This window comes from Pantoea sp. X-Soil-ISGK-421 (assembly GCF_059730785.1).
The window spans coordinates 59,111-78,318 of sequence record NZ_AP035981.1 but is presented as its reverse complement, the minus strand read 5'-3'; the positions used below and the strand labels follow the sequence as shown (position 1 = coordinate 78,318).

Annotated in this window: 19 protein-coding genes; 4 read left to right on the top strand and 15 right to left on the bottom strand. The window is 49.0% G+C overall.

Annotated elements, in window-relative coordinates:
- Positions 1 to 152: 152 nt before the first annotated feature.
- Positions 153 to 1,016 (bottom strand): alpha/beta fold hydrolase, encoded by an 864-nt coding sequence (locus tag AC6I8K_RS22955; RefSeq protein ID WP_497827729.1) that lies wholly within the window; start codon positions 1,014 to 1,016, stop codon positions 153 to 155.
- A gap of 637 nt (positions 1,017 to 1,653) precedes the next feature.
- Here AC6I8K_RS22955 and AC6I8K_RS22950 point away from each other — a divergent pair.
- Positions 1,654 to 1,836: a con-10 family general stress protein gene (locus tag AC6I8K_RS22950; RefSeq protein WP_483818580.1), complete on the top strand. Its 183-nt coding sequence runs from the start codon at positions 1,654 to 1,656 to the stop codon at positions 1,834 to 1,836.
- Positions 1,837 to 1,969: 133 nt separating this feature from the next.
- Here AC6I8K_RS22950 and AC6I8K_RS22945 read toward each other — a convergent pair whose 3' ends face one another.
- Together AC6I8K_RS22945 and AC6I8K_RS22940 are read right to left on the bottom strand one after the other, a co-directional pair.
- Positions 1,970 to 2,185, bottom strand: coding sequence for a YdgH/BhsA/McbA-like domain containing protein (locus AC6I8K_RS22945; protein ID WP_483818579.1), 216 nt, complete (start codon positions 2,183 to 2,185; stop codon positions 1,970 to 1,972).
- Between the two features lie 401 nt (positions 2,186 to 2,586).
- A complete protein-coding gene (locus AC6I8K_RS22940; protein ID WP_483818578.1) occupies positions 2,587 to 3,567 on the bottom strand; it encodes an IS110 family RNA-guided transposase in 981 nt (326 codons plus the stop codon).
- 433 nt (positions 3,568 to 4,000) lie between these two features.
- On the opposite strand from AC6I8K_RS22940, the gene AC6I8K_RS22935 reads away from it, so the two are divergent.
- Positions 4,001 to 4,207 carry a hypothetical protein gene (locus AC6I8K_RS22935; protein ID WP_483818577.1) on the top strand — a complete coding sequence of 69 codons (207 nt, stop codon included), beginning with the start codon at positions 4,001 to 4,003 and terminating at the stop codon, positions 4,205 to 4,207.
- Positions 4,208 to 4,424: 217 nt separating this feature from the next.
- Here the strand turns inward: AC6I8K_RS22935 and AC6I8K_RS22930 are convergent, their stop codons facing one another.
- Entirely contained in the window at positions 4,425 to 5,105 is a 681-nt protein-coding gene (locus AC6I8K_RS22930; RefSeq protein WP_497827728.1) for an SOS response-associated peptidase family protein, read from the bottom strand.
- 189 nt (positions 5,106 to 5,294) lie between these two features.
- Here AC6I8K_RS22930 and AC6I8K_RS22925 point away from each other — a divergent pair, with 189 nt between their 5' ends.
- A complete protein-coding gene (locus AC6I8K_RS22925) occupies positions 5,295 to 5,540 on the top strand; it encodes a type II toxin-antitoxin system Phd/YefM family antitoxin (RefSeq protein WP_309836976.1) in 246 nt (81 codons plus the stop codon).
- Positions 5,521 to 5,796, top strand: coding sequence for a Txe/YoeB family addiction module toxin (locus AC6I8K_RS22920; protein WP_483818575.1), 276 nt, complete (start codon positions 5,521 to 5,523; stop codon positions 5,794 to 5,796). The genes AC6I8K_RS22925 and AC6I8K_RS22920 overlap by 20 nt, the downstream gene beginning before the upstream one ends.
- A 430-nt stretch (positions 5,797 to 6,226) precedes the next feature.
- Here AC6I8K_RS22920 and AC6I8K_RS22915 read toward each other — a convergent pair whose 3' ends face one another.
- From AC6I8K_RS22915 to AC6I8K_RS22865, 11 genes are all read right to left on the bottom strand, one after another.
- Positions 6,227 to 7,000 carry a nucleotidyltransferase domain-containing protein gene (locus AC6I8K_RS22915; protein WP_497827727.1) on the bottom strand — a complete coding sequence of 258 codons (774 nt, stop codon included), beginning with the start codon at positions 6,998 to 7,000 and terminating at the stop codon, positions 6,227 to 6,229.
- Between the two features lie 466 nt (positions 7,001 to 7,466).
- The gene (locus AC6I8K_RS22910; protein WP_483818573.1) at positions 7,467 to 8,495 is read right to left on the bottom strand and encodes a tyrosine-type recombinase/integrase; all 1,029 of its coding nucleotides are present in this window, start codon (positions 8,493 to 8,495) and stop codon (positions 7,467 to 7,469) included.
- A 683-nt stretch (positions 8,496 to 9,178) separates the two neighbouring features.
- Positions 9,179 to 10,300, bottom strand: a complete 1,122-nt coding sequence (locus AC6I8K_RS22905) for a hypothetical protein (RefSeq protein WP_497827726.1) — start codon at positions 10,298 to 10,300, stop codon at positions 9,179 to 9,181.
- On the bottom strand, positions 10,300 to 10,800 hold the full coding sequence (locus AC6I8K_RS22900) for a DUF4365 domain-containing protein (RefSeq protein ID WP_497827725.1): 501 nt from the start codon (positions 10,798 to 10,800) through the stop codon (positions 10,300 to 10,302). Before AC6I8K_RS22900 ends, AC6I8K_RS22905 begins: the two co-directional genes overlap by 1 nt.
- A 1,504-nt stretch (positions 10,801 to 12,304) precedes the next feature.
- Entirely contained in the window at positions 12,305 to 12,655 is a 351-nt protein-coding gene (copM, locus tag AC6I8K_RS22895) for a CopM family metallochaperone (RefSeq protein ID WP_497827724.1), read from the bottom strand.
- A 127-nt stretch (positions 12,656 to 12,782) separates the two neighbouring features.
- Positions 12,783 to 14,189 carry a heavy metal sensor histidine kinase gene (locus AC6I8K_RS22890; RefSeq protein ID WP_497827723.1) on the bottom strand — a complete coding sequence of 469 codons (1,407 nt, stop codon included), beginning with the start codon at positions 14,187 to 14,189 and terminating at the stop codon, positions 12,783 to 12,785.
- Complete coding sequence (locus tag AC6I8K_RS22885; protein ID WP_031374864.1) at positions 14,186 to 14,866, bottom strand: heavy metal response regulator transcription factor; 681 nt, start codon at positions 14,864 to 14,866, stop codon at positions 14,186 to 14,188. Before AC6I8K_RS22885 ends, AC6I8K_RS22890 begins: the two co-directional genes overlap by 4 nt.
- Before the next feature lie 26 nt (positions 14,867 to 14,892).
- Positions 14,893 to 15,825: a copper homeostasis membrane protein CopD gene (gene copD, locus AC6I8K_RS22880; protein ID WP_497827722.1), complete on the bottom strand. Its 933-nt coding sequence runs from the start codon at positions 15,823 to 15,825 to the stop codon at positions 14,893 to 14,895.
- Positions 15,826 to 15,829: 4 nt separating this feature from the next.
- Positions 15,830 to 16,210 (bottom strand): copper homeostasis periplasmic binding protein CopC, encoded by a 381-nt coding sequence (gene copC, locus AC6I8K_RS22875; RefSeq protein ID WP_479408755.1) that lies wholly within the window; start codon positions 16,208 to 16,210, stop codon positions 15,830 to 15,832.
- A 31-nt stretch (positions 16,211 to 16,241) separates the two neighbouring features.
- Positions 16,242 to 17,150 (bottom strand): copper resistance protein B, encoded by a 909-nt coding sequence (locus tag AC6I8K_RS22870; RefSeq protein WP_497827721.1) that lies wholly within the window; start codon positions 17,148 to 17,150, stop codon positions 16,242 to 16,244.
- 34 nt (positions 17,151 to 17,184) lie between these two features.
- Entirely contained in the window at positions 17,185 to 19,005 is a 1,821-nt protein-coding gene (locus AC6I8K_RS22865) for a copper resistance system multicopper oxidase (RefSeq protein ID WP_497827720.1), read from the bottom strand.
- Between the last annotated feature and the right edge of the window lie 203 nt (positions 19,006 to 19,208).

The following is a 19,208-nucleotide window of genomic DNA, read 5'->3' as shown; positions in this document are numbered from 1 at the left end:
TGACTCAAGATGCCTTCATCTGACTCTTCCATTTTACGTAAAAGGTCCGCTCCTCGCTCACAGCGAACCTCGCCCAGCTGCAGTTCGGCTCAGTGCCAGAAGCGGAAGTGGCCTTATCACTTTAGGCGAATGAAGAGTATATCTATGGGCTACTAGCAGCGTTGTAATAGAAAACGCTGCAGTTCAGCTGTGACTTCTTCTGGAGCTTCCTCTGCCATATGGTGGCCGCTGGCTATCGCCTTACCTCTAACATCCTGCGCCCAGGTTTTCCAGATACCTAATACGTCGCCATATATATCTTCCATATCATCATATTTTGACCATAAACAGAGCGTTGGACACTTAATCAGGTTGCCTTTCTGACGATCCTGGAGCTCATGTTCTTTATCAATGCTAAGACCAGCACGATAGTCTTCGAGCATCCCATGTACAGTTTCCGGATCATGAATAGCTTTTCTGAACTCAAGGTACTCTTCATTACCCATCGTTTCAGGCTGACCTCCATACCACTTGTCAGGATCAGCCAGTATTGCCCGCTCCGGTTTTTCTGGCTGAGCAAAGAAGAACCAGTGATACCACTGCCGGGCAAATTTATCATTACACCGGTTGAGCGCTTCAAGTATTGGAATGCAGTCAAGTACGGCAAGCTGTGTGATGCGTTCCGGATAGTCAAGAGCGGCTCTGTAAGCTGTGTAACTCCCCCTGTCATGCCCAACAAGTGCAAATTGCTCAAAACCAAGCTGGCTCATCAATTCAATACAATCTTTTGCTTTAGCTCTTTTAGAAGAACCAGCATGGTCGGGCTGATCAGCGGGCTTTGACGATTGGCCAAATCCCCTCAAATCAGTACAAACGACGGTAAACGATTTGGCTAGCTCGGGAGCCACTTTTGACCAGGTTACATGGGTACGAGGATGCCCATGCAATAACAGAACAGGTGGCCCACTACCCCCATAGCGCACATTGAGCACTGCTTCTGAAAGGCTGACCCGAGTATGTGTAAATCCCTCAAACATATGCAATCTCCCCCACCAGTAGTGTGGGGATAATTATAGGCTGTCGTTTAATCATACCCTTTGCTGCATAAGTGGATGATCAGCATTCACCTCTAATGACAAGGCAGGTCATGCAAATCCAGATAAGGTTGTGGGAAAAATTTTAAACTGATTGTCCGCTTTTCGCTCTTAGCGGACATTGGGCTGAATGTCAGTCCGCTTCGTGCCAGGAGCTGACGTTTGCAACATCAGCATGCACTAATCGGTGGATAACAGATCTCACTTTATAGCCATGCAGACGCAGCGGAGCCATTAGGGGCGTTTTTCTGGGTTTGAGCCGCGGAAAAAAGTGCCGTAAACCCCCCGTTCGCCGCAGAAACGCCCTCAGTGCTCCTGCGGTGGGCGGGCAAGAACTCTAATTTTAAATTCGGGTGCCTGGCGCGTCGGGAACTTAAACAGTTTTCCGCTGCCTGAATAAGTACAGAGATATTCCTCTGTAACGAATTTTCTCCCGCCCTGAGCGGGTTTTTTTTACCCCAAATACGGCAGAACACGTCCGACATAGCAATTTTGGCGTTAAGCATGTCTGAGTTGGCTCCGTATATAACGGCTGCGGCTATGCTTAATCTGGTTTTACTTAACTCAAACTGGAGGCGTTATGACGGGACGTAGAGGCGGTGCCGGGAATTTTGCGGAGAACCCGGAGCGTGCGGCAGATGCCGGTAGAAAGGGCGGTCAGATAAGCGGCGGGAATTTCAGGAATGACCCTGAGCGCGCGATCGAAGCAGGCCGCAAAGGCGGTAAGGTCAGCCGAAGAGGAAAGGCTGAACACTTGTCTTAGTCGTTTCTACTCCCCGGTTGCGATGGCCTTCGCAGCAGGGATGTTATGTTCAGTTCACCCGAGTGGCGGGTTAAAACACAAAAAAGGCCGCCCGCGGGCGACCTTTCCTGGCACTTCCTTTTGCGACCATCCCTTATTTGTACAGCTCAGCCGTCATGTGCACGACGTTGCCGTTGCTGGCCTCAATGATTTTGTACTGCTGACCGTTCTGCTGCGCCTGAGCGGCGATTTTAGCTTCGGCACCGTCCAGTGTCAGGGACGTTGCGGTAACGCTCTGCGCGAAGCTGGCTGCAGACATCAGTGAAAGAGTGGCAACGGCGGCGATAGACATAGCTTTAATGGTTTTCATGGTCTTTATCCTTGGTTTGTATGGTTGAAAGCCTGTGTGCTTTCGATGGAATAATGATAACCAAGGTTACTATTACCTAGTTAACAATAAATGCTGGTATTGTGATCGTGCTAACTATTAAGCTGATAGGCGCGGCTTATGAAAGATTCGCCGCTGGGTTGTTATGTTTAATGGGGCAGAGATTCCCTGTCGCCGTCATTTGACGTCCGCTTATCGCTAGCAGCGGACATGCAGCTAACTGTCTAAAGCTCGGACCTGCATTTTCCAGGCATGAGCAGAGCGCTACGGCTTAGAACTGCCGTAATACAATTATCACTTTTCATCTCCTTGTCATTGGTGACGCCACACGTCAAAGACTCGGGCTATTTTGTGATTAATATTTCAATATCAGACTTGAATCCTTATGTAGCCGGCAAGTTTTCAAAAGCTTTGCCGGTATGAAGCACGCCGTAGCACCAGTGAACCAGCTTTCGCATAACAGCCCCGATTGCCACCATCTTAGGTTTGCCACGCAGGCACAATTCTTCATAAAAGTTGCGCATTCGCGTATTGCATCGTCTGGCACAGAGGGCGGACATATACAGCTTTGCACGTAGCTGCGGTGGTCCGATTTTAGACATCTTTGCTTTACCTCGAACGGAAGTGCCCGATCGTTTTTCCACGGGCACCACGCCCAAAAAGGCCGCTGCCTGACTGGCAGACTCAAAATCATGACTACGCAGTAAAACCAGCATGTTCATGCCCAGTTGTGGGCCGACGGCCGGGATGGACGTCAGAAGGTCATAATCAAGCTGTAGCGCTGCATGTGCTTTTATGTGTGCCTTTATCAGCTGCTCAGTGAATTTTACTTCTTCCCGGAGAAGTTTCACCATGCGCATGCAGGAGCTCATCACGTCAGAAGGCGTATGCGTGCTCTGGTATTTTTCGAGCCGGTTTTCCTCACGTACGGCGTCACTCAGCAATGCATCACGCCTGCGGATAAGCGCACTGAGATGCATGACTTCAGCAGAAGGCGGCAGCCATCGGTGCGGCTTTTTCAGCAGCGCGTAGCAGGCCAGCATGTAAGCATCTACCTTGTCCGTTTTGGTCAGAATACCCATACCCTTTGCAAAATCGCGGCTGCGGTGCGGATTTGCAAGAGAAACGTATGCGCCAGTTTCATGCAGCGACAGAGCCAACCGTTCATGATAAACGCCGGTTGCTTCCATAATCAGATGAACGTCTTCCGGGCCACAGTGCTGAAGTCGAAGCCAGCGGATAATATTGGCTGCTGCACTGTTGTCATTTTTTATCTTCTTGGTTCGTATACGACCCTTTATGCCATCATAGAGGATGCAAAGGTCGAGCGAGTCTTTACTAACGTCTATGCCTACAGGGAACATTTTTATTCTCCTCTCACATTGACCGTCACGCCTGTTCGCCTTATACATTCGGAGTCATGCTCCCGGTAACCGTTCAACAAAATGTGCTGGCGTGAAAGGTGAAGCGTAGGGCCGCAAGCTGTCAGGCAGGATCAGTAATTCAGACTGTCCTCAGGGAGGGGCCCGGCTCTCTCCGCTTCGTGTGATGGTAGCTAATCACCACATTATGTTAGATACAAGGGAGGGGTTGGGCTTTCGCCACCATTGAGCCTGTAACCGGCTACGCCGGGCTGACGGCGCCAGCCAGCATCAGCTATTCATGGCGCCTCCATGCCGCTGACGCGGCATTCAGTGCGCAGCCTGCCCGCCCGCCCTGGCAGCAGCAGGGAGTGGAATACTTCCAAAAAAAAAACGTAAGCTAATAACACTCACTTAAATAAGGAGAGCCGGGCTGATGAGAGATAGGACTGTCACGGAATTAGTTGATAAGATTGAGCTGCTTGCAGCAAATGTTAACGCCTCTCCCGCGGAACTCATGGCAGCGCTAAGTATTATTTTTGTGGAAAACCTGAATGCGAATGAAAGTAATATCCTGAAAGTGGATGCCGGTGAGCAGCGCTTACTTATAACTCTCGAAGGGCCGCCCCCTGCGCGACATTAAGGGGATTGAGGGCCGAACCCATTGTGATACCCAAAAAATTTTTTCGTAATCCATTTGCCGGTCATCTAACAGCTGACTAAGCTGGTATGCGCTTCGTATTTTCCACGAAGGCTACACACAGCACGCACACGGTGCGAGAGACTTTCCATACTGTCCTGTTTATGTCCCCACTCTGGCGGGGATATTTTTTTATATCTGGTTTTGCATGCGACCTTTTTCAGTCGGTTGCCTCATGAAGTTGCTCAATCAGTTTTTTTCCCTGATTGTGTATGTTCCCCACAGCCTTACTTACCGGATGCCAGGTAAATTCTTTCTCCGGAATAGCTGCATCATGAGCAATTTCTTCTGCCCGCTCAGGTGATGTATCAGCACCCAGCCATTCACGGACGGCGTCAGCAGTGATCACTAACGGCCGGCGGTTGTGGATGTCGACCATGCCCTGGTTGCTTGATGAGGTAACAATTACAAACCCCTCTTTGCCGTGGTCCTGCCCGTATGGTTGCTTACCGATCGCGGCAAAAAACAGAGGCTGCTTTTTCCTGTGGTAGATGTAGAACGGCTGCTTTTTGCTGCCCTCTTTCTGCCATTCGAACCAGCCGTCGGCCGGCACTATGGCCCGCCCGTGGTTCCACAGCGGCTTGAACATGCGACCGCTTGCCGCCGTTTCTCCGCGTGCGTTAATGAGCGGCTGCTTATCCCACCACTCCGGGCCGTAACCCCAGAACACGGGGTCGAGGTGCAGCGCATCCTCACGCTCGCTGAGGAGGAGCACCTTTGTGCCGGGCGCCACGTTGAAACGGCCAACAGGCTCCGGGTCGAACGTGATTTCGTCCGGTTTCAGACCGAGTGAGTCAAAATACTCATCACGGCTGCTGTACTGCGTAAATCGTCCGCACATAGACACCTCCTGCTGTAAGGATAGCGGGGTATACTGACGTCATAAGGATTCCGGGATCAGATTTTCTCGCTTCCCTTCCTAACCTTTCCATTACAGGGGCGTTTTCCTGAAATGAAATCGGGATAATTTAAAATGTACTTATTTGAGTACATGTTTCATAATGGTCATCAACTGATGGGAGTTAACAACATGCATTCAATCAATTTTACCGATGCCCGCAAGCATTTCGCAGATACGATGAAGCGGGTCACCGACGATGCCGAGCCTGTCCGCATTATGCGTCGCGACGCACCTGACGTGGTTATAATCGATGCGGAAGAGTATGAGGCACTGATAGAAACGGTCTATCTTTTCAGCAACCCGGCGAACGCAGCGCATATTAATGAGTCAATGAAACAGGCGGAGCGCGGCGAGTTTGTCGAAGTGGAATATTAAGTTCACGAAAAATGGCGCTGACGATCTTAACTACTGGCGTGATACAGACAAAAAGAAGTTTGAACGCGTCCGGCAGTTACTTCACAGCATAGAGGCCGATCCGCTGACCGGCATTGGAAAACCAGAACGGTTGCGGCATCACAAAGATCCGGCGCTCTATTCGCGCCGCATCGATCAGAGCCACCGGCTGGTCTACTCAGTCCAGAACGGAGAAATCATTATCTATGCAGCCCGCTATCACTACGGCGATAAATAGTGATAATCAGTCAGCCCGCCTATGCGGGCTTTTTCATGTCCGGCGGGTAAGCAGGGATACAGCCTGGAATATGAGGTTTTCTGGCGGGAGACTCATCCATCTTCACGAGACAAGCAGGGCGGGCGTGAACGAATGCGCAGTCATCACAGAAATATGATTTCACGCCTGCTGACAGCCGCGCAGATCCTTTTTAGCCAAACGGCGGGACTTCGGACGGAGTGTGCTGGGATCGCATTTGGCGCGAAATTCTAACGATATGAACAATCCCTTAGCCTCACGCGAGGTTTGCGGGCGCGTCAGAACGCCGTAAACGTTCCATCGTGCATTGTCGCTGTTGTTTGCTGACTCATAAGCCTGGGCTCTTGATCCGGAATATCTTCCGCTGCTGAAAGAAAGGTGTCTTCTGAAGCCTCCGCCGGCTCATTCGCGATTATCGGTTACGCGTGCTGAACTCGGCATTCAACCAGTAGGAAAATGTTGAGACTCTGCCGGCAAAAGTCATAATGTCGCCGCGCGGGCGGTGGCTGATGCTGAGCAGGTAATCCATTTCTTCCGCGAGGGCCGGATACCGACTGTTAAATTTTTCACGATGCTCCTTCAGCGTTGACGGCCAGTCCGTATCGCTTTCATCCCTCAGGATGTTTGTCGACCGGATAGCCTTGCGAGCTGCCGTCCGCTGGAGCGCATGCCGTTGTGAAGGCTCAAGGGAGGGCTTCATCCGTGAAATATAGCCGTTCAGCACAGTATAAAAATCACCGTTAAGGGCAATCGCGATACTCCTTGAGGGTTTGAAAGGTTTAAAGTGATCCCGCAGATCTTCGCCATAAATGCAGATACAGTGATGTTTCAGCCAATAGCCCCATCGCTCTGCATTAGCAGGCAGCATAACGGTATCCAGAACGCCAGGGTCGATATCTATCTTACTGATGACCGGATAACGCTGCTCAAGGCCGGACATGATTGCCGTAAGTTCGCTGGTCGCGAGGTCATCCGGCTCACGGCTGTATATCACCGTGAGGTCGAGATCAGAAACCGACTCCTTTGCTCTGCCTTCAGCCAGGCTGCCATATACATAAACGCTGTGGATCAGGTCTGACATCGCGGCCCCCAGTTTATGCCCTAGGTCAGCTATCAGGGGCGAAAAAGCCGGCTGAAAGCCGGTGAAGGCAGGCAGCGGGATAAATCCGTTTTTATCGATGGCCATTTATTTTCCTTCGCATCATGCATGATTTCATCAGGTTAATTCAGGCAGCCACACAAAACACCTATGTCTGCAGCAGCATGGGCATTCCTCCGCTCAGATGCTCCACGGTCAGACCCCGCACAGATATCAGGAACCTGCGTCATGAAAAAGTACCGTTCTCGCCGCAGATATTGATCAAAAGCCAGAGCAAATCATAAGCCAGCTTACTGACATGCCAACAGCAGGTGTGCTGTGAATGGATGACCGTCATTCACAACTCACTTAAGTTAATTACTTAATTTTCTGACTAAACACCGCCAGCAGTAGCGGGGTAAGCACGGTGGAGCATGAGTCCGGAAAGGGCCCGGCGGAGCAGGGAGCCGGCCTCAGGCCACAATATTTTTAGTAAGCAATCTGCACTTAAAATCCCCTTCAGCGGGAGGTAGCCATACCTGGGAATTTTTTAAAAGGCGCGCAGCAGGCCAGACTAATCCTCATCTTCCATTAGCGCGACCATGGCCCCTTTATGCGCCTCGACCATGCGGATATACCGCATCACTGTATGGGTCTGCGTCCAGGTGCCTTCCTGCATGATCTGCGCGATGGATACGCCTTTTCTGGCCATATCCTGCGCGGCACCGACGCGCGCGCTGTGGCCACTCCAGCTCGCGTAACGCCCCTTATTGGTTTCAGGGCGTGAAGTCTGGCCAGCATGCCGCCTTGCCCGGTGCCAGATATCTTCCAGACTTGGCGCACTCATGGGCGCAGTCGGGACGCCGGTCACCTTATTTGACCGGTGAACGGGGCAGAACAGGACGGCATCAGGCTCGTTTGCCATGCCCGCCGCGCGGATCCACTCCATCAGCCGCTCTGATGAGCGCGCGCTCAGCGCCTTGACGATGCCGCCCGACTGAAGGATGGTTTTGGTCCAGCCCACGTCGAGAATAACGCGGCCGTCAGCCGCGCGCGTAACGTCCCGCACCCGCAGGCGTGACAGCTCGCTCATTCGCAGCAGGGTGCCATACGCCACGTGGACGAAAGCCAGATCCCGCAGGTGCTGCAGGCGGGGCGAATGCTGCCATAGCACGTCCAGATGGTCGAGATCCGGACGGCAGAAGGGCACGGCCTGTCCCGTACGCTCGCCGGACATGATAGCAGTGCGGTTAATTTTCTTCCTGGCCCGCACCACGTCGGGCGATACCGTCGGCGGGACCAGACCCGCATTACGGTGTAACATTGCAACCAGCGCGGCGTGCACCGAAACGGTTGACGTTGACCGGCCGGCGGCCTGCAGGTGAAAGAGGTAATCCTGCAGATCATCCGGGGACATGGGCAGAAACGAGCGCCGGTTTTCCTGCGACCAGCGCCAGCAGATCCGCATGACGCTCAGCAGCTGCCGCCACGTGTTGGGCGAAAACGCCTCGCGGTGGCGGACGAAAGCCGACAGCCTTGCGGTCAGGTCATCATCCGACGCCGTCCGGGGGATGAGCCCGGTAAAAACGGAGAGATCGTTCATCCTGTACAGTTTTCCCCCATGTACGCTCTGGCGACGCTACGTGAATTCTGAGGAAACAGCAGGGTGGTTACCCGCCAGATTTTACGTAGCGCTGCCGGTTTTTCAGCCGCCTTCAAATTCGGAAGCCGTCGGTATAAACGGCAGCAATAGTCAGGATCCGACCCGGATCCGCATGATACAGGGTTTCCGGAACCCTGTCTGGCCTTATATAAAGATAATTATATGAAGTTATGGGCCTCATATATGATCCTTTAGTAGCAGGGAGGTGCGGAGTATGAGCCAGGTTGATAGAAGGTTAATTGTATAAGGCCGGAAGCTATTAAATTAGCCTTTAACTCTATGGAGAGCAGAGATGGCCCACTTTTGATAATCCTTATTTAAGGTGGGCCATCTCTACTAAAGCAAGGGCAACAATGAATGAGAAGAGACATGAGAAATATTAATTTATACATTAAAATTTAAAAGATCCTGCAAATAATTAACCTAATTTATTAAGGATTAGATATATAAATAAATTTCTCTGGGAAAGGGTATTTATAGATAATCAGTCGCAGCGCTAATCGAATTGTGTCACATTCAATAAAATTAATTTATAATTAAAGTTTATTAATTATTTAAATGACAGCTCAATCTATAAAATTAAATAATCTCACCCCAGGGTGAGATTATAATACAAAGTTAGTTTACCTGATTGAATGCTTAATTATTTCGAACTCGGCAACATTAATCAATCTAGCTTTACGAGGTGTGACTACAAGCTTTCCAACTAAATAAACATCGTCATTTTTAAGTTCATGTGCCTTAATTGCCTGAAGGTAATGCTCTTCATCCAACTCCACAGTTACCTTTCTATTTTTTTCTGAAGGCTCTGTTAAGGTTATTTCACCACCTATAGAATTGATATCTCTATTTAACTTAGTTACAAATCCTTTAAGAGCATAGTTTGAAATAACATAATCATTAGAAAAGAACCTTTCGGCGTCTTCAATGTATTTTATTTTATCAGCAGTTATCAATAACTTAGTTGTCGATGAAATTTCTGAGCTTGAAAATGGGGATGGTTGTACTGATATTTCAACAGATCTATTTCTGTTATTTCCACTAAGGCCAATAATAGCGGAGCACAATGTTGCATTAACACCATTCGAAATGATCTTCTCAAACTCTTTAAAATCTCTATTTTCCTCAAATCTATCGATAGCATGACTTAAAGAAGAAACACTCTCAAGTAATCTGGCAGAGACTGTTCGAGAAAATGGCACAATGCAATGATCAGCCTGTTGGTTTTCTACGAAATAAATTGGAGCAATTACATTAAGAACATAACTACCAACTTCAGTCTGTCCTAGTTTTAAGGAAGATAGAAAATTTTCTACGATTTCTGGGCTTTTACCAGTATATTTTGCTTTTTGAGGTTTTACAACTGACCTTGCAGCCGAAACGATGAGTTCCTTTGTCTTATTAAGTAAGAGAATTCCATCAAAAAAAGGTATTTCTCCATTAGCCACATCATCATGAATAACGCGCAAACTAATCACATCGCTACTAGCGTTTTCAATTTCCTTAACAACTTCAGTTAAACTCTTATCCTCTGTAATTGATATTACATTAATAAGGTCATCTAAGCGATTTGAAAAATCCTTCAATTCCATGCTTAGAGGTTGAAGGATTTCATAATTAGAGTGAGTGTTTGAATGCCAAACTTTAGCAAGCCCAGGCATGTCCAGAGATAAGAACCACCCTTTAGCCTCGATATATTTACCAAAGCCTTCAGTGATGATGAATCTTTTATTGTATAAGTTCATTATACACTTTCCCTGTTGCTAGCTGCCAACATCATGTCTTTTAGTAAAGACGATGTCAATATTTGAGTTTCTGGCATTTTTATTGTTACAGAGTAATCGTTACTAGTTGGTGGGCTGTCTTTCAGAGAGCACCAGTAACAGTGATTATGAAGCGATATCCCTGAAGATAAGCTACATAGCCAATCAGTCGAGTCAGCTGACAAATTAAGCAATATTAAATAACGTGGCGACAAAACATTGTTACCAATAAGATCCATGTAATTTTTCTTTTTTAATGCATATGAAACAGTACCATCTTTAACAATGAAGTTTGATGTTGATTTAAGTTGAAAGTCTATCTTGGGGTTTCTTATTTTACTTTGTAGAAAGCCAGTTCCCTCAATAGTCAGATCAACACTGTCATCATCAACATCACATCGCGAAATTTTAAATCCTGCATGAGAGGCAAGAGCATAAACATAAGCGATGTTAAATTGCTCCATCTGTTTAAACTTATCCATTAGATAAACCTGTTCGCCACTTTAACTAAAAAAAGCATTCTGCTGTCGATAAACCTGATCATTTTTTCGTCTGTAACTACAAAAAAAGAGGAAATGTCCGACTTCTCTGCGATCGGTATCGAATACTGGATGGCAATAATCGTCATTTTTAATGTAAGGAATGTTAATCCAGTTCATAACTAAAGTCCCAGCAGTTTTCGATAATCGTATCTATAAGTTCATTGCTGCTTTTGATGAAACATGAAAATCTGCAATGACCAATACAATAGATTCAGATTAATCTCAAAAGACTTATGGTGCTAGTTTTTTTATCAACCAGTGGCGTATTGCAATGCGGATGGCATCACAATCCTTGCCATCTAGTCGCAGATGGAGAGTCGATGTCTTCACTCATTTGCCTCCACACAATTGAAAAGTTCAAAACGGCATGATGCTGTAAATTGATATTATCCCGGCAATCTAGGGCGACACAGAGGTCAGTCCTGAAAAGTGCTTGCTGCTAACTGCAAACCTTGATCAGTAATCACTATCTAAACCTATGACAACGAATCGAATCACGCAGCCAATATCTGCAATGAGTATCGAACTCAACAATGAGTGACAGCTATTTCGAACAGCGTGACTTATTTAAGGCCGTTCATACTGGCAGAAAATTTAGCGCTATGCGTTGATAAAATATCTTTAGGGTCTTCTAAAACAGCGCATCAAATCGCTAAATAGTCTTAAGGAGGAAGAAAAACGGGAAGACTCCTGCATCGTGCGATTTTTAGGACTTAATATTTAACATAATAAGTATTTTGCGTATTTTTGTATCCAGTTGATATGTAGGATAAAAAATAGTTGTATTAAACTAGGCTCGGTTATACTACGCGCTCGGCAGCGACTATTCATTTCTTCCAGGGGGCCGCTTGGAAAACGGAAATTATCCTACGCTAAGCGCGTTATTTGATCTGTTCATGGCTTAATCGTCGGATGACACCTGCAAAATGTTATGCCGTCATGCTGTTAACATCTTCGACATCAAATCAGCATAAGAACGCTCTAAGGATGAACTAACACATGACATTTAGGTCATGACAATTATATCCATGACATATAGGTGATGACATTAGGCGTTTTCAGGCGTTATTTACCCTATGACATTTAGGTATACTCAAATGTCATAATAAAATGATAACAACTGCAATATTAACCGGTAGAATTCACACAAAAACATCTCGATTTTTTATTTGTGTTTTATGACTTTGATAATATTAACAACAAGACCCACTTTAATAATATTAAAATAAAATATGAAGTTGGTTAAGTGATGTGCGATTGTTTAAACACGGTCATCCCTGAATATCAGTTAGTGATAATCAGGTTTTAACGTACTGGCGTCAGATATATCTGCATGATGACGCTGTAAAATTAAACCGGTTTAGCTGAGCGTATAATGGATGCAAGCTTACTGAAGGATTCTTTGGGCAGAACCCTTCAGAGCGTTTATAAAGCCGGATGACCGTTATTTTTTCAGCCACGCTTCCATGTGCTCTATTTCACTTTTCTGTGCCTTGATGACATCTTCTGCCATCGTCTTCATTTCCGGATCTTTCCCGTATTTCAGCTCCGTTTCAGCCATGGCAATCGCGCCCCTGTGATGCTCGATCATGCCTTTGGCAAACGCCCTGTCAGCGTCCTGCTCCTTCAGGGCAATCATCATGCTACTGTGCATCTTTTGCATACCTGACATGTACTCTTTTGATGCCGGAGACATGCTCATCTCATGCGTCATTTTTGAGGCCGGTTGCTGAGCCATAACCGCAGCCGGCAGGACAAACAGCAGGGAGGCAAGAATTATATGCGGCTTTTTCATAAGGTAACTCCTTTATAGGTAAGATATTTACTTCAGGTTTTCCCGGGCATCCTTTCATATCTCCGGGAACATAACCTTGATACAGAGCAGTTCAAATCATGAAATTTTAGCCCGGAAAGTTTTGTTATTACGGTCCCTCTGTTGCCGGCATGATGGCCGTGAACGTAATGACATTATCATTCACGGCTACCTGCAGATCGCCTTCATGGGCCAGCAAAATGGACCGCGTAATAGAAAGACCGAGTCCCGCGCCATCCGTATTATGCTGCCTGGATGCATCGCCCCGGTAAAAACGGTCAAACAGTCGGCCCAGACTTTCCGGTGCAATATCTTCTGTGTGATTGGAAATATGTACAAAGGCCCTGTCCGAGTTATGCTCTGCTGATACGGATATGGCAGAGCCCGGCAGAGAATATTTTATGGCGTTGGTGATCAGATTACTCAGCGCACGACGCAGCATCAGGCGATCGCCTCTGACGAGAGCATCACCTTTAAGCTTCAGCGTTTTATGACTTTCACCAGCAAGAGGCTCGAAGAAATCAATCAGTTCCTCGAGTTCTTCGTGCAAGGAGACGTTCTGCTTCTCCAGTATCATCAGGCCATTTTCTGACTTCGCCAGAAAAAGCATGTCGCTGCTCATTCTTGCAAGCCGGCTCAGCTCTTCCAGATTAGAGAAAAGTACCTCCCGGTAACTGGCTGCATCACGATCCCGGGACAGGGCAACCTGCGTCTGCATCATCAGGTTACTGACAGGCGTACGCAGCTCATGGGCAATGTCCGATGAAAACTCAGAAAGGCGCCTGAAGGATTTCTCCAGCCTTTCAAGCATGCTGTTGAATTCAGCCACGGTAGCCATCAGCTCGGCCGGCAGATTGTGCGCAGGAAGACGTTTACTGAGGTTGTTGATGGTGACAGCAGAGGCCAGACGGTTTAATTCATTCAGCGGCTTGAGACCCATCCTTGTGACAAACCAGCCCAGTAATACCGAAATGAACATCAGCCCGCCGTCGAACCAGATCAGCCATTTTTTGAGCTGGCTGATAAATTCATCATGAAAGCCGGTATCATAAGCGGCTGTTATCAGGACATCATGTTGTCCGCCTGCTTTCTGCGCACTGATTTTTCTGACAATAACATTATAACGCCAGCCTTCATCCTCTACTGTCTGCATCGTATCCGGATATGCGGCTTCGCTGGCAAAACGTCCGTAAGGAAGCGGAAAACCGGGCGAGGAATAGTCGGCAAGCAACCGGTTATCCGACGTTTTAATCGACAGATACAACCCGCTGTGACCTACCATGGCATCGGCAACCTTGCGTGCAAGCGAAGCACTGTCTGGCTGCCCGGAATCAGCTTCACTTTCCAGTAGTTCGGTTGCCAGCTCAAGCTTTCCTGTCAGCAGTGAGGCATCCTGATGGCGAAAATAGCTGCTCAGGGCAGCAACAAGCAGGACGCTGGAAAGAAGCCAGGCAGACATCATTACACCGGCAAATATCACGCTCAGCCGTGTGGTCAGGGACCAGTTACGCTTCACTCTTCACGTATCTCCAGAACATAACCGATACCCCGCACGGTATGAATGAGCTTTGGCGTAAAGTCATCATCTACCTTGCTGCGAAGCCGCCTGACGGCAACGTCAATGACATTGGTATCGCTTTCAAAATTAATATTCCAGACCAGGGAGGAAAGCAGGTTTCTTGGCAAAACCTCCCCGGTTCGCTGTAACAACAGCTCAAGCAGCACAAACTCTTTGGTAGACAGGTGAATTTTTTTCCCCGACCGGCTCACGGTCCGGCGGGAGGCGTCCATGATCAGATCTGCAATGCTGTGGTTTCCTGAAGCCTGTGTACGGTTACGCCTGAGCAGCGTGCGGATGCGGGCCAGAAGCTCGGCAAAATCGAAAGGTTTTAGCAGGTAATCATCCGCACCCAGATCGAGCCCTTTAATTTTTTCGCTGACGTTATCTCTGGCCGTCAGGAACAGGACGGGCTCTTCGTGGCGTGCCATGCGCATCTGCTGCAGGATATCCCAGCCGTCCATTGAGGGCAGCATGACGTCCAGGATTATCAGGTCATAATGCTGACGCAGAATATGCTCCAGGCCCTGACGCCCGTCGTTCACCAGGGTCACGTCATAGCCTGCTTCCTGGAGTCCCTGCTTCAGGTAAGTACCGGTCTTCAGTTCATCCTCAACAATCAGCATGGTTGTCATGGTGTGTTTTTTCCTGCAGTTAATTGTTACTCCATACCGGTTCCTGGCGACAGGGTGCCCAGCCAGGCAACAATTGCCAGTATCAGTACCGCTACGGTAAATTCTGTAATAATGCTTTTACGCATCAGTGTAATACCCGCCTTATAGTGGCCCTGAAGCAGGGCATTTTCCAGCTTTGGTGCAAGCCGGAAGCGGTTGGCGGCAGCCAGCAATAACATCAGAAAAAACAGAGCGGTCTTTATTACCAGCAGCAGGCCGTAAACGCTTCCCGGCAAAGTGCTCAGTGGCTTTTCTGTAATAAGCACGAAATTAACCACTGCCGTGGTAACGATGCTTATCACAATAACCGTGCCGGCACGGGCAAATCCCGTTAATGCCCCGGACAGCTGCAGTGCATAAGCCGCTTTACTGGCTTTTTTTATACTCAGCAGAACGGTAAAAGCCGTCAGGGCTCCTACCCAAGCACCGGCTGCGGAAAGATGAACAATATCGCTCAACAGATGGACGTAATAGCTCACACCGTCATTCATGGCTGCATGCCCCCCCCACGCCAGGGTCGCCAGCGCCGTACCGCCTGTCAGCATCAAAACATAACGTGAAAGTATGGCATTCTTGTGCCGCAGACCGAGCCCGGCAAAAGCGATGATCAGGGCAACGAGCCGGACAATCCAGCTCATGCCAACAGCGGTCTCGCCGACCATCATTTCAATAATGTGCAGAGTCAGCTCACCGGGGTCGCTGACGCCGCTCATAGACTGGGCAACCAGCAGCATGTTTGCCAGTGACAACACAATCCCGGCAGAAATGAGCGTGAAAAAGAACGACCAGACGCTGAACAAAGATACCGGTTTTTTTAAGACGCCTTTCAGGGCATAAAGCTCAAATAAAGGCAGGCCAAAAAGAACCATAAGATCAAGGTAAAGAAGAAACCGGATGACAATAAAAGTCTGATCGTTCATAGCATTACTTCACGCTAAAACTGTAGTTGCCGGTACGGGGATGTGTGTCAGATGACACTGCACGCCATTCCACCTTATAAGTCCCGGCGGGCAGCGGTTTTGCCGGCGTGATAATCATGGTTTTGGGATCGCTGCCGGCTGCAACTTTAGCTGCAACAGGCATTGGCGCGTGCGATGACATGCCCGGCATGGCAGTCATTATCAGACGTGCGCCAGAGAATTTGGTCACCAGATTTTCGGTGAAGTGAAGCTCTACTTTTGACGGAGCCGCAACCTGTGCCTTGTCTGCAGGCACTGATGAAGCCAGTTCAGGATGTGCCTGGACAGCGAAAGCAGTGACAGAAGCCACAACAGCGATAAAATACTTAGCAGATGAATGTTTCATTATAATACCTGTCTTGTTTGAATTAACTGCATCAGAACCACATGCGTGCCCCGAGAAGGAAGCGCACTTCGTCATCTTTTTCTCCTTCACGGGCAGCTATATCGGCGGCATTACCGTAAAGCTGGCTCCAGGAAACCCCGACGTATGGAGCAAACTCACGTTTCACCTCGTAGCGAAGGCGCAGTGAGAGTTCCGTACTGGACAGTCCCTTACCGGTTTCACGCGCTTCATCATCTTTCCCGTAAAGATTGGCTTCAAAGGAAGGCTGCAGGATCAGACGGTTGGTCAGCAGCACATCGTAATCCGCCTCCAGCCTCAGCGCAGTTCGACCCTTCTCGCCGGCAAACGCTGTCAGCTCGGTTTCAAAATTGTAAAGGGCCATTCCCTGCAGGCCGGCGGCAAGCCAGGTCTGGGGCTTTCCGGGCCGGAAATCCTGTCGGACCCCGGCAACCACATCCCACCAGGGCGTAATGGCATGTCCCCACAGTGCCTGCACTTCTGCGGTTTCAGCTTTACCGTCGCTGGTTTCGCCTTCGCTGCGCATCCAGAGCCGGTCAATGTCACCCCCAATCCAGCCGCTCACATCCCAGCTGAATCCGCCAGGATCGTTGTTTTTCTGCCATTCCAGCTGATCGGCAAGCAGAAAGTAATTCACGCTGCTGTCATGAACTTTATGACCGTGGACATCCGGAAATGCCGCCTTACGGTCAGCCTCGGTAACCGGTGGGATGGGCGTTCTGCTTTCTGCTGACGCAGCGGGTTGCATGGACTCCATACCATCCATCGGATCCATCCCGCTCATAGCAGAATGCTCCATCCCTGACATATCATGCTGCTGCATGTTATGCGCTGGCGCGGCATAGACGGGTGTAAACGTCGTTCCGGCAAGTGCAGACCAAACCAGCAATCCTGCCGCAGAACGCGACACATTCTTTTTCATATCACTCCACCCTGAAACTGACATCAGCAGTACCTCATTCAATGACCCGGACTTCACGGAACATGCCCGTTTCCATATGGAAAAGAAGATGGCAGTGATAGGCCCACCGCCCGAGTGCGTCAGCCGTGACTCGATAGCTGCGGCGGGTTCCCGGAGGCATATCAATGGTATGTTTACGTACCTGGAAATTGCCATCCTCGTCTTCAAGATCACTCCACATACCGTGAAGATGAATGGGGTGCGTCATCATGGTGTCGTTGACCAGTACGATACGAACGCGTTCACCGTAGCGGAGCGTAACCGGTTCTGAATCTGAGAATTTGATGCCGTTGAAAGACCAGGCAAACTTCTCCATATGCCCCGTAAGGTGCAGTTCGATGGTGCGCGACGGTTCACGGCCGTCCGGATCCTCAAACGTACTTGTCAGGTCAGCATAAGTCAGAACTTTTCTGCCGTTATTACGCAGGCCGATGCCCGGGTCATTTAATTTTGCTGCCGGCATCATTGCCTGCATATCGACCAGAGGGTTATTCGTTTCGGAAACCGGGTGTTTTTGCATGTCACTCATGCCAGCCATGCTTGCGTGATCCATACCGCTCATGGCGCTGTGATCCATTCCCGCCATGCTGTCTGCTGGAGGGGCTGGTATATCTGAACCATCCATACTCTGCATATCGCCGTCGTTCATGCCCTGCATCTGACTGTGATCCATCCCGCCCATGCTGCCATGATCCATCCCGCCCATACCCATATCATCCATGGTCAGCCAGGGATGCGGATCGGGTTTCGGAACCGTTGCTGACAGCCCCTCCCGGACGGCAAGCGTGCCACGTGCATAGCCGCTGCGGTCCATAGACTGAGCAAAAATAGTGTAAGCATCATCAGTCGGCTCTACGATCACATCGTAGGTTTCGGCAACGGCGATACGGAACTCATCAACGGACACGGGGGTGACATACTGTCCGTCTGCAGCCACGACCGTCATTTTCAGACCGGGAATACGAACGTCAAAATAAGTCATGGCCGAGCCGTTAATGAAGCGCAGGCGTACTTTCTCACCTTTACGGAACAGACCGGTCCAGTTTTTACCGGGTCCCTGTCCGTTCATCAGGTAGGTGTATGTGAAACCACTGACGTCGGCCAGATCTGTCGGGTTCATCTTCATTTCAGCCCACATTTTCCGGTCAGCCAGCGTATTCGCGAGGCCTTTCTCCCGCGCATCACGGAAAAAGTCGGTAGCGGTGGGTTTAGCGAAGTTGTAATAATCTGACTGCTTTTTCAGTTTTGCGAGAATGTCTGAGGCTTTTTCATCAGACCAGTCGGTCAGCAGCACAGCCTGCTCGCTGTCCCACTGAAACGGCTCCGGTTCAGCGGCATCGATAATAATCGGACCGTATACTCCTTCCTGCTCCTGCAGACTGGAATGGCTGTGATACCAGTAAGTTCCGTTCTGCTTTATTTTAAAGGAGTAAACATACGTGTCGTCCGGTTCGATCCCGTGAAAACTGAGACCCGGTACGCCATCCATATTTGCCGGCAGGATAATGCCATGCCAGTGAACAGAGGTCGGCTCTAACAGGCGGTTTTTTACCCTTAATGTGACAGTGTCGCCTTCTTTCCAGCGCAGCAGCGGCCCCGGAAGACCCGCATTTATGGTTTTTGCATAGCGGGTGTTACCGGTGATATTCAGTGGCGTTTCGCCGATAAACAGATCAAAGTCGGTCCCGGTCAGCGTGCGGGACTGCATCAGGCTTACCGCCGAGAGCGCATCAAACGTTCTCAGCCCCAGGCCGCCCACGAGACCGGCGGCGGTTATCCCTTTAATAAAATTACGTCGTGAACTTTTAAGTTCCATGACTGAGCTCCGGCAAAATTCACAGTATCCCGGGAGAAAAAATCTCTCCGCTCCGCAAGCACAAGCCGTGCTTATCGTTCAGGAAGTTTATTTTTTGTTACCGGAAAGCTATCACAGCTGAAAGACGGACATAATTACAATTGTGTAATGTTGTAACTTTCTGTTTTTACATTACATTTATGTCATTTTCGAGCAGAAGCATT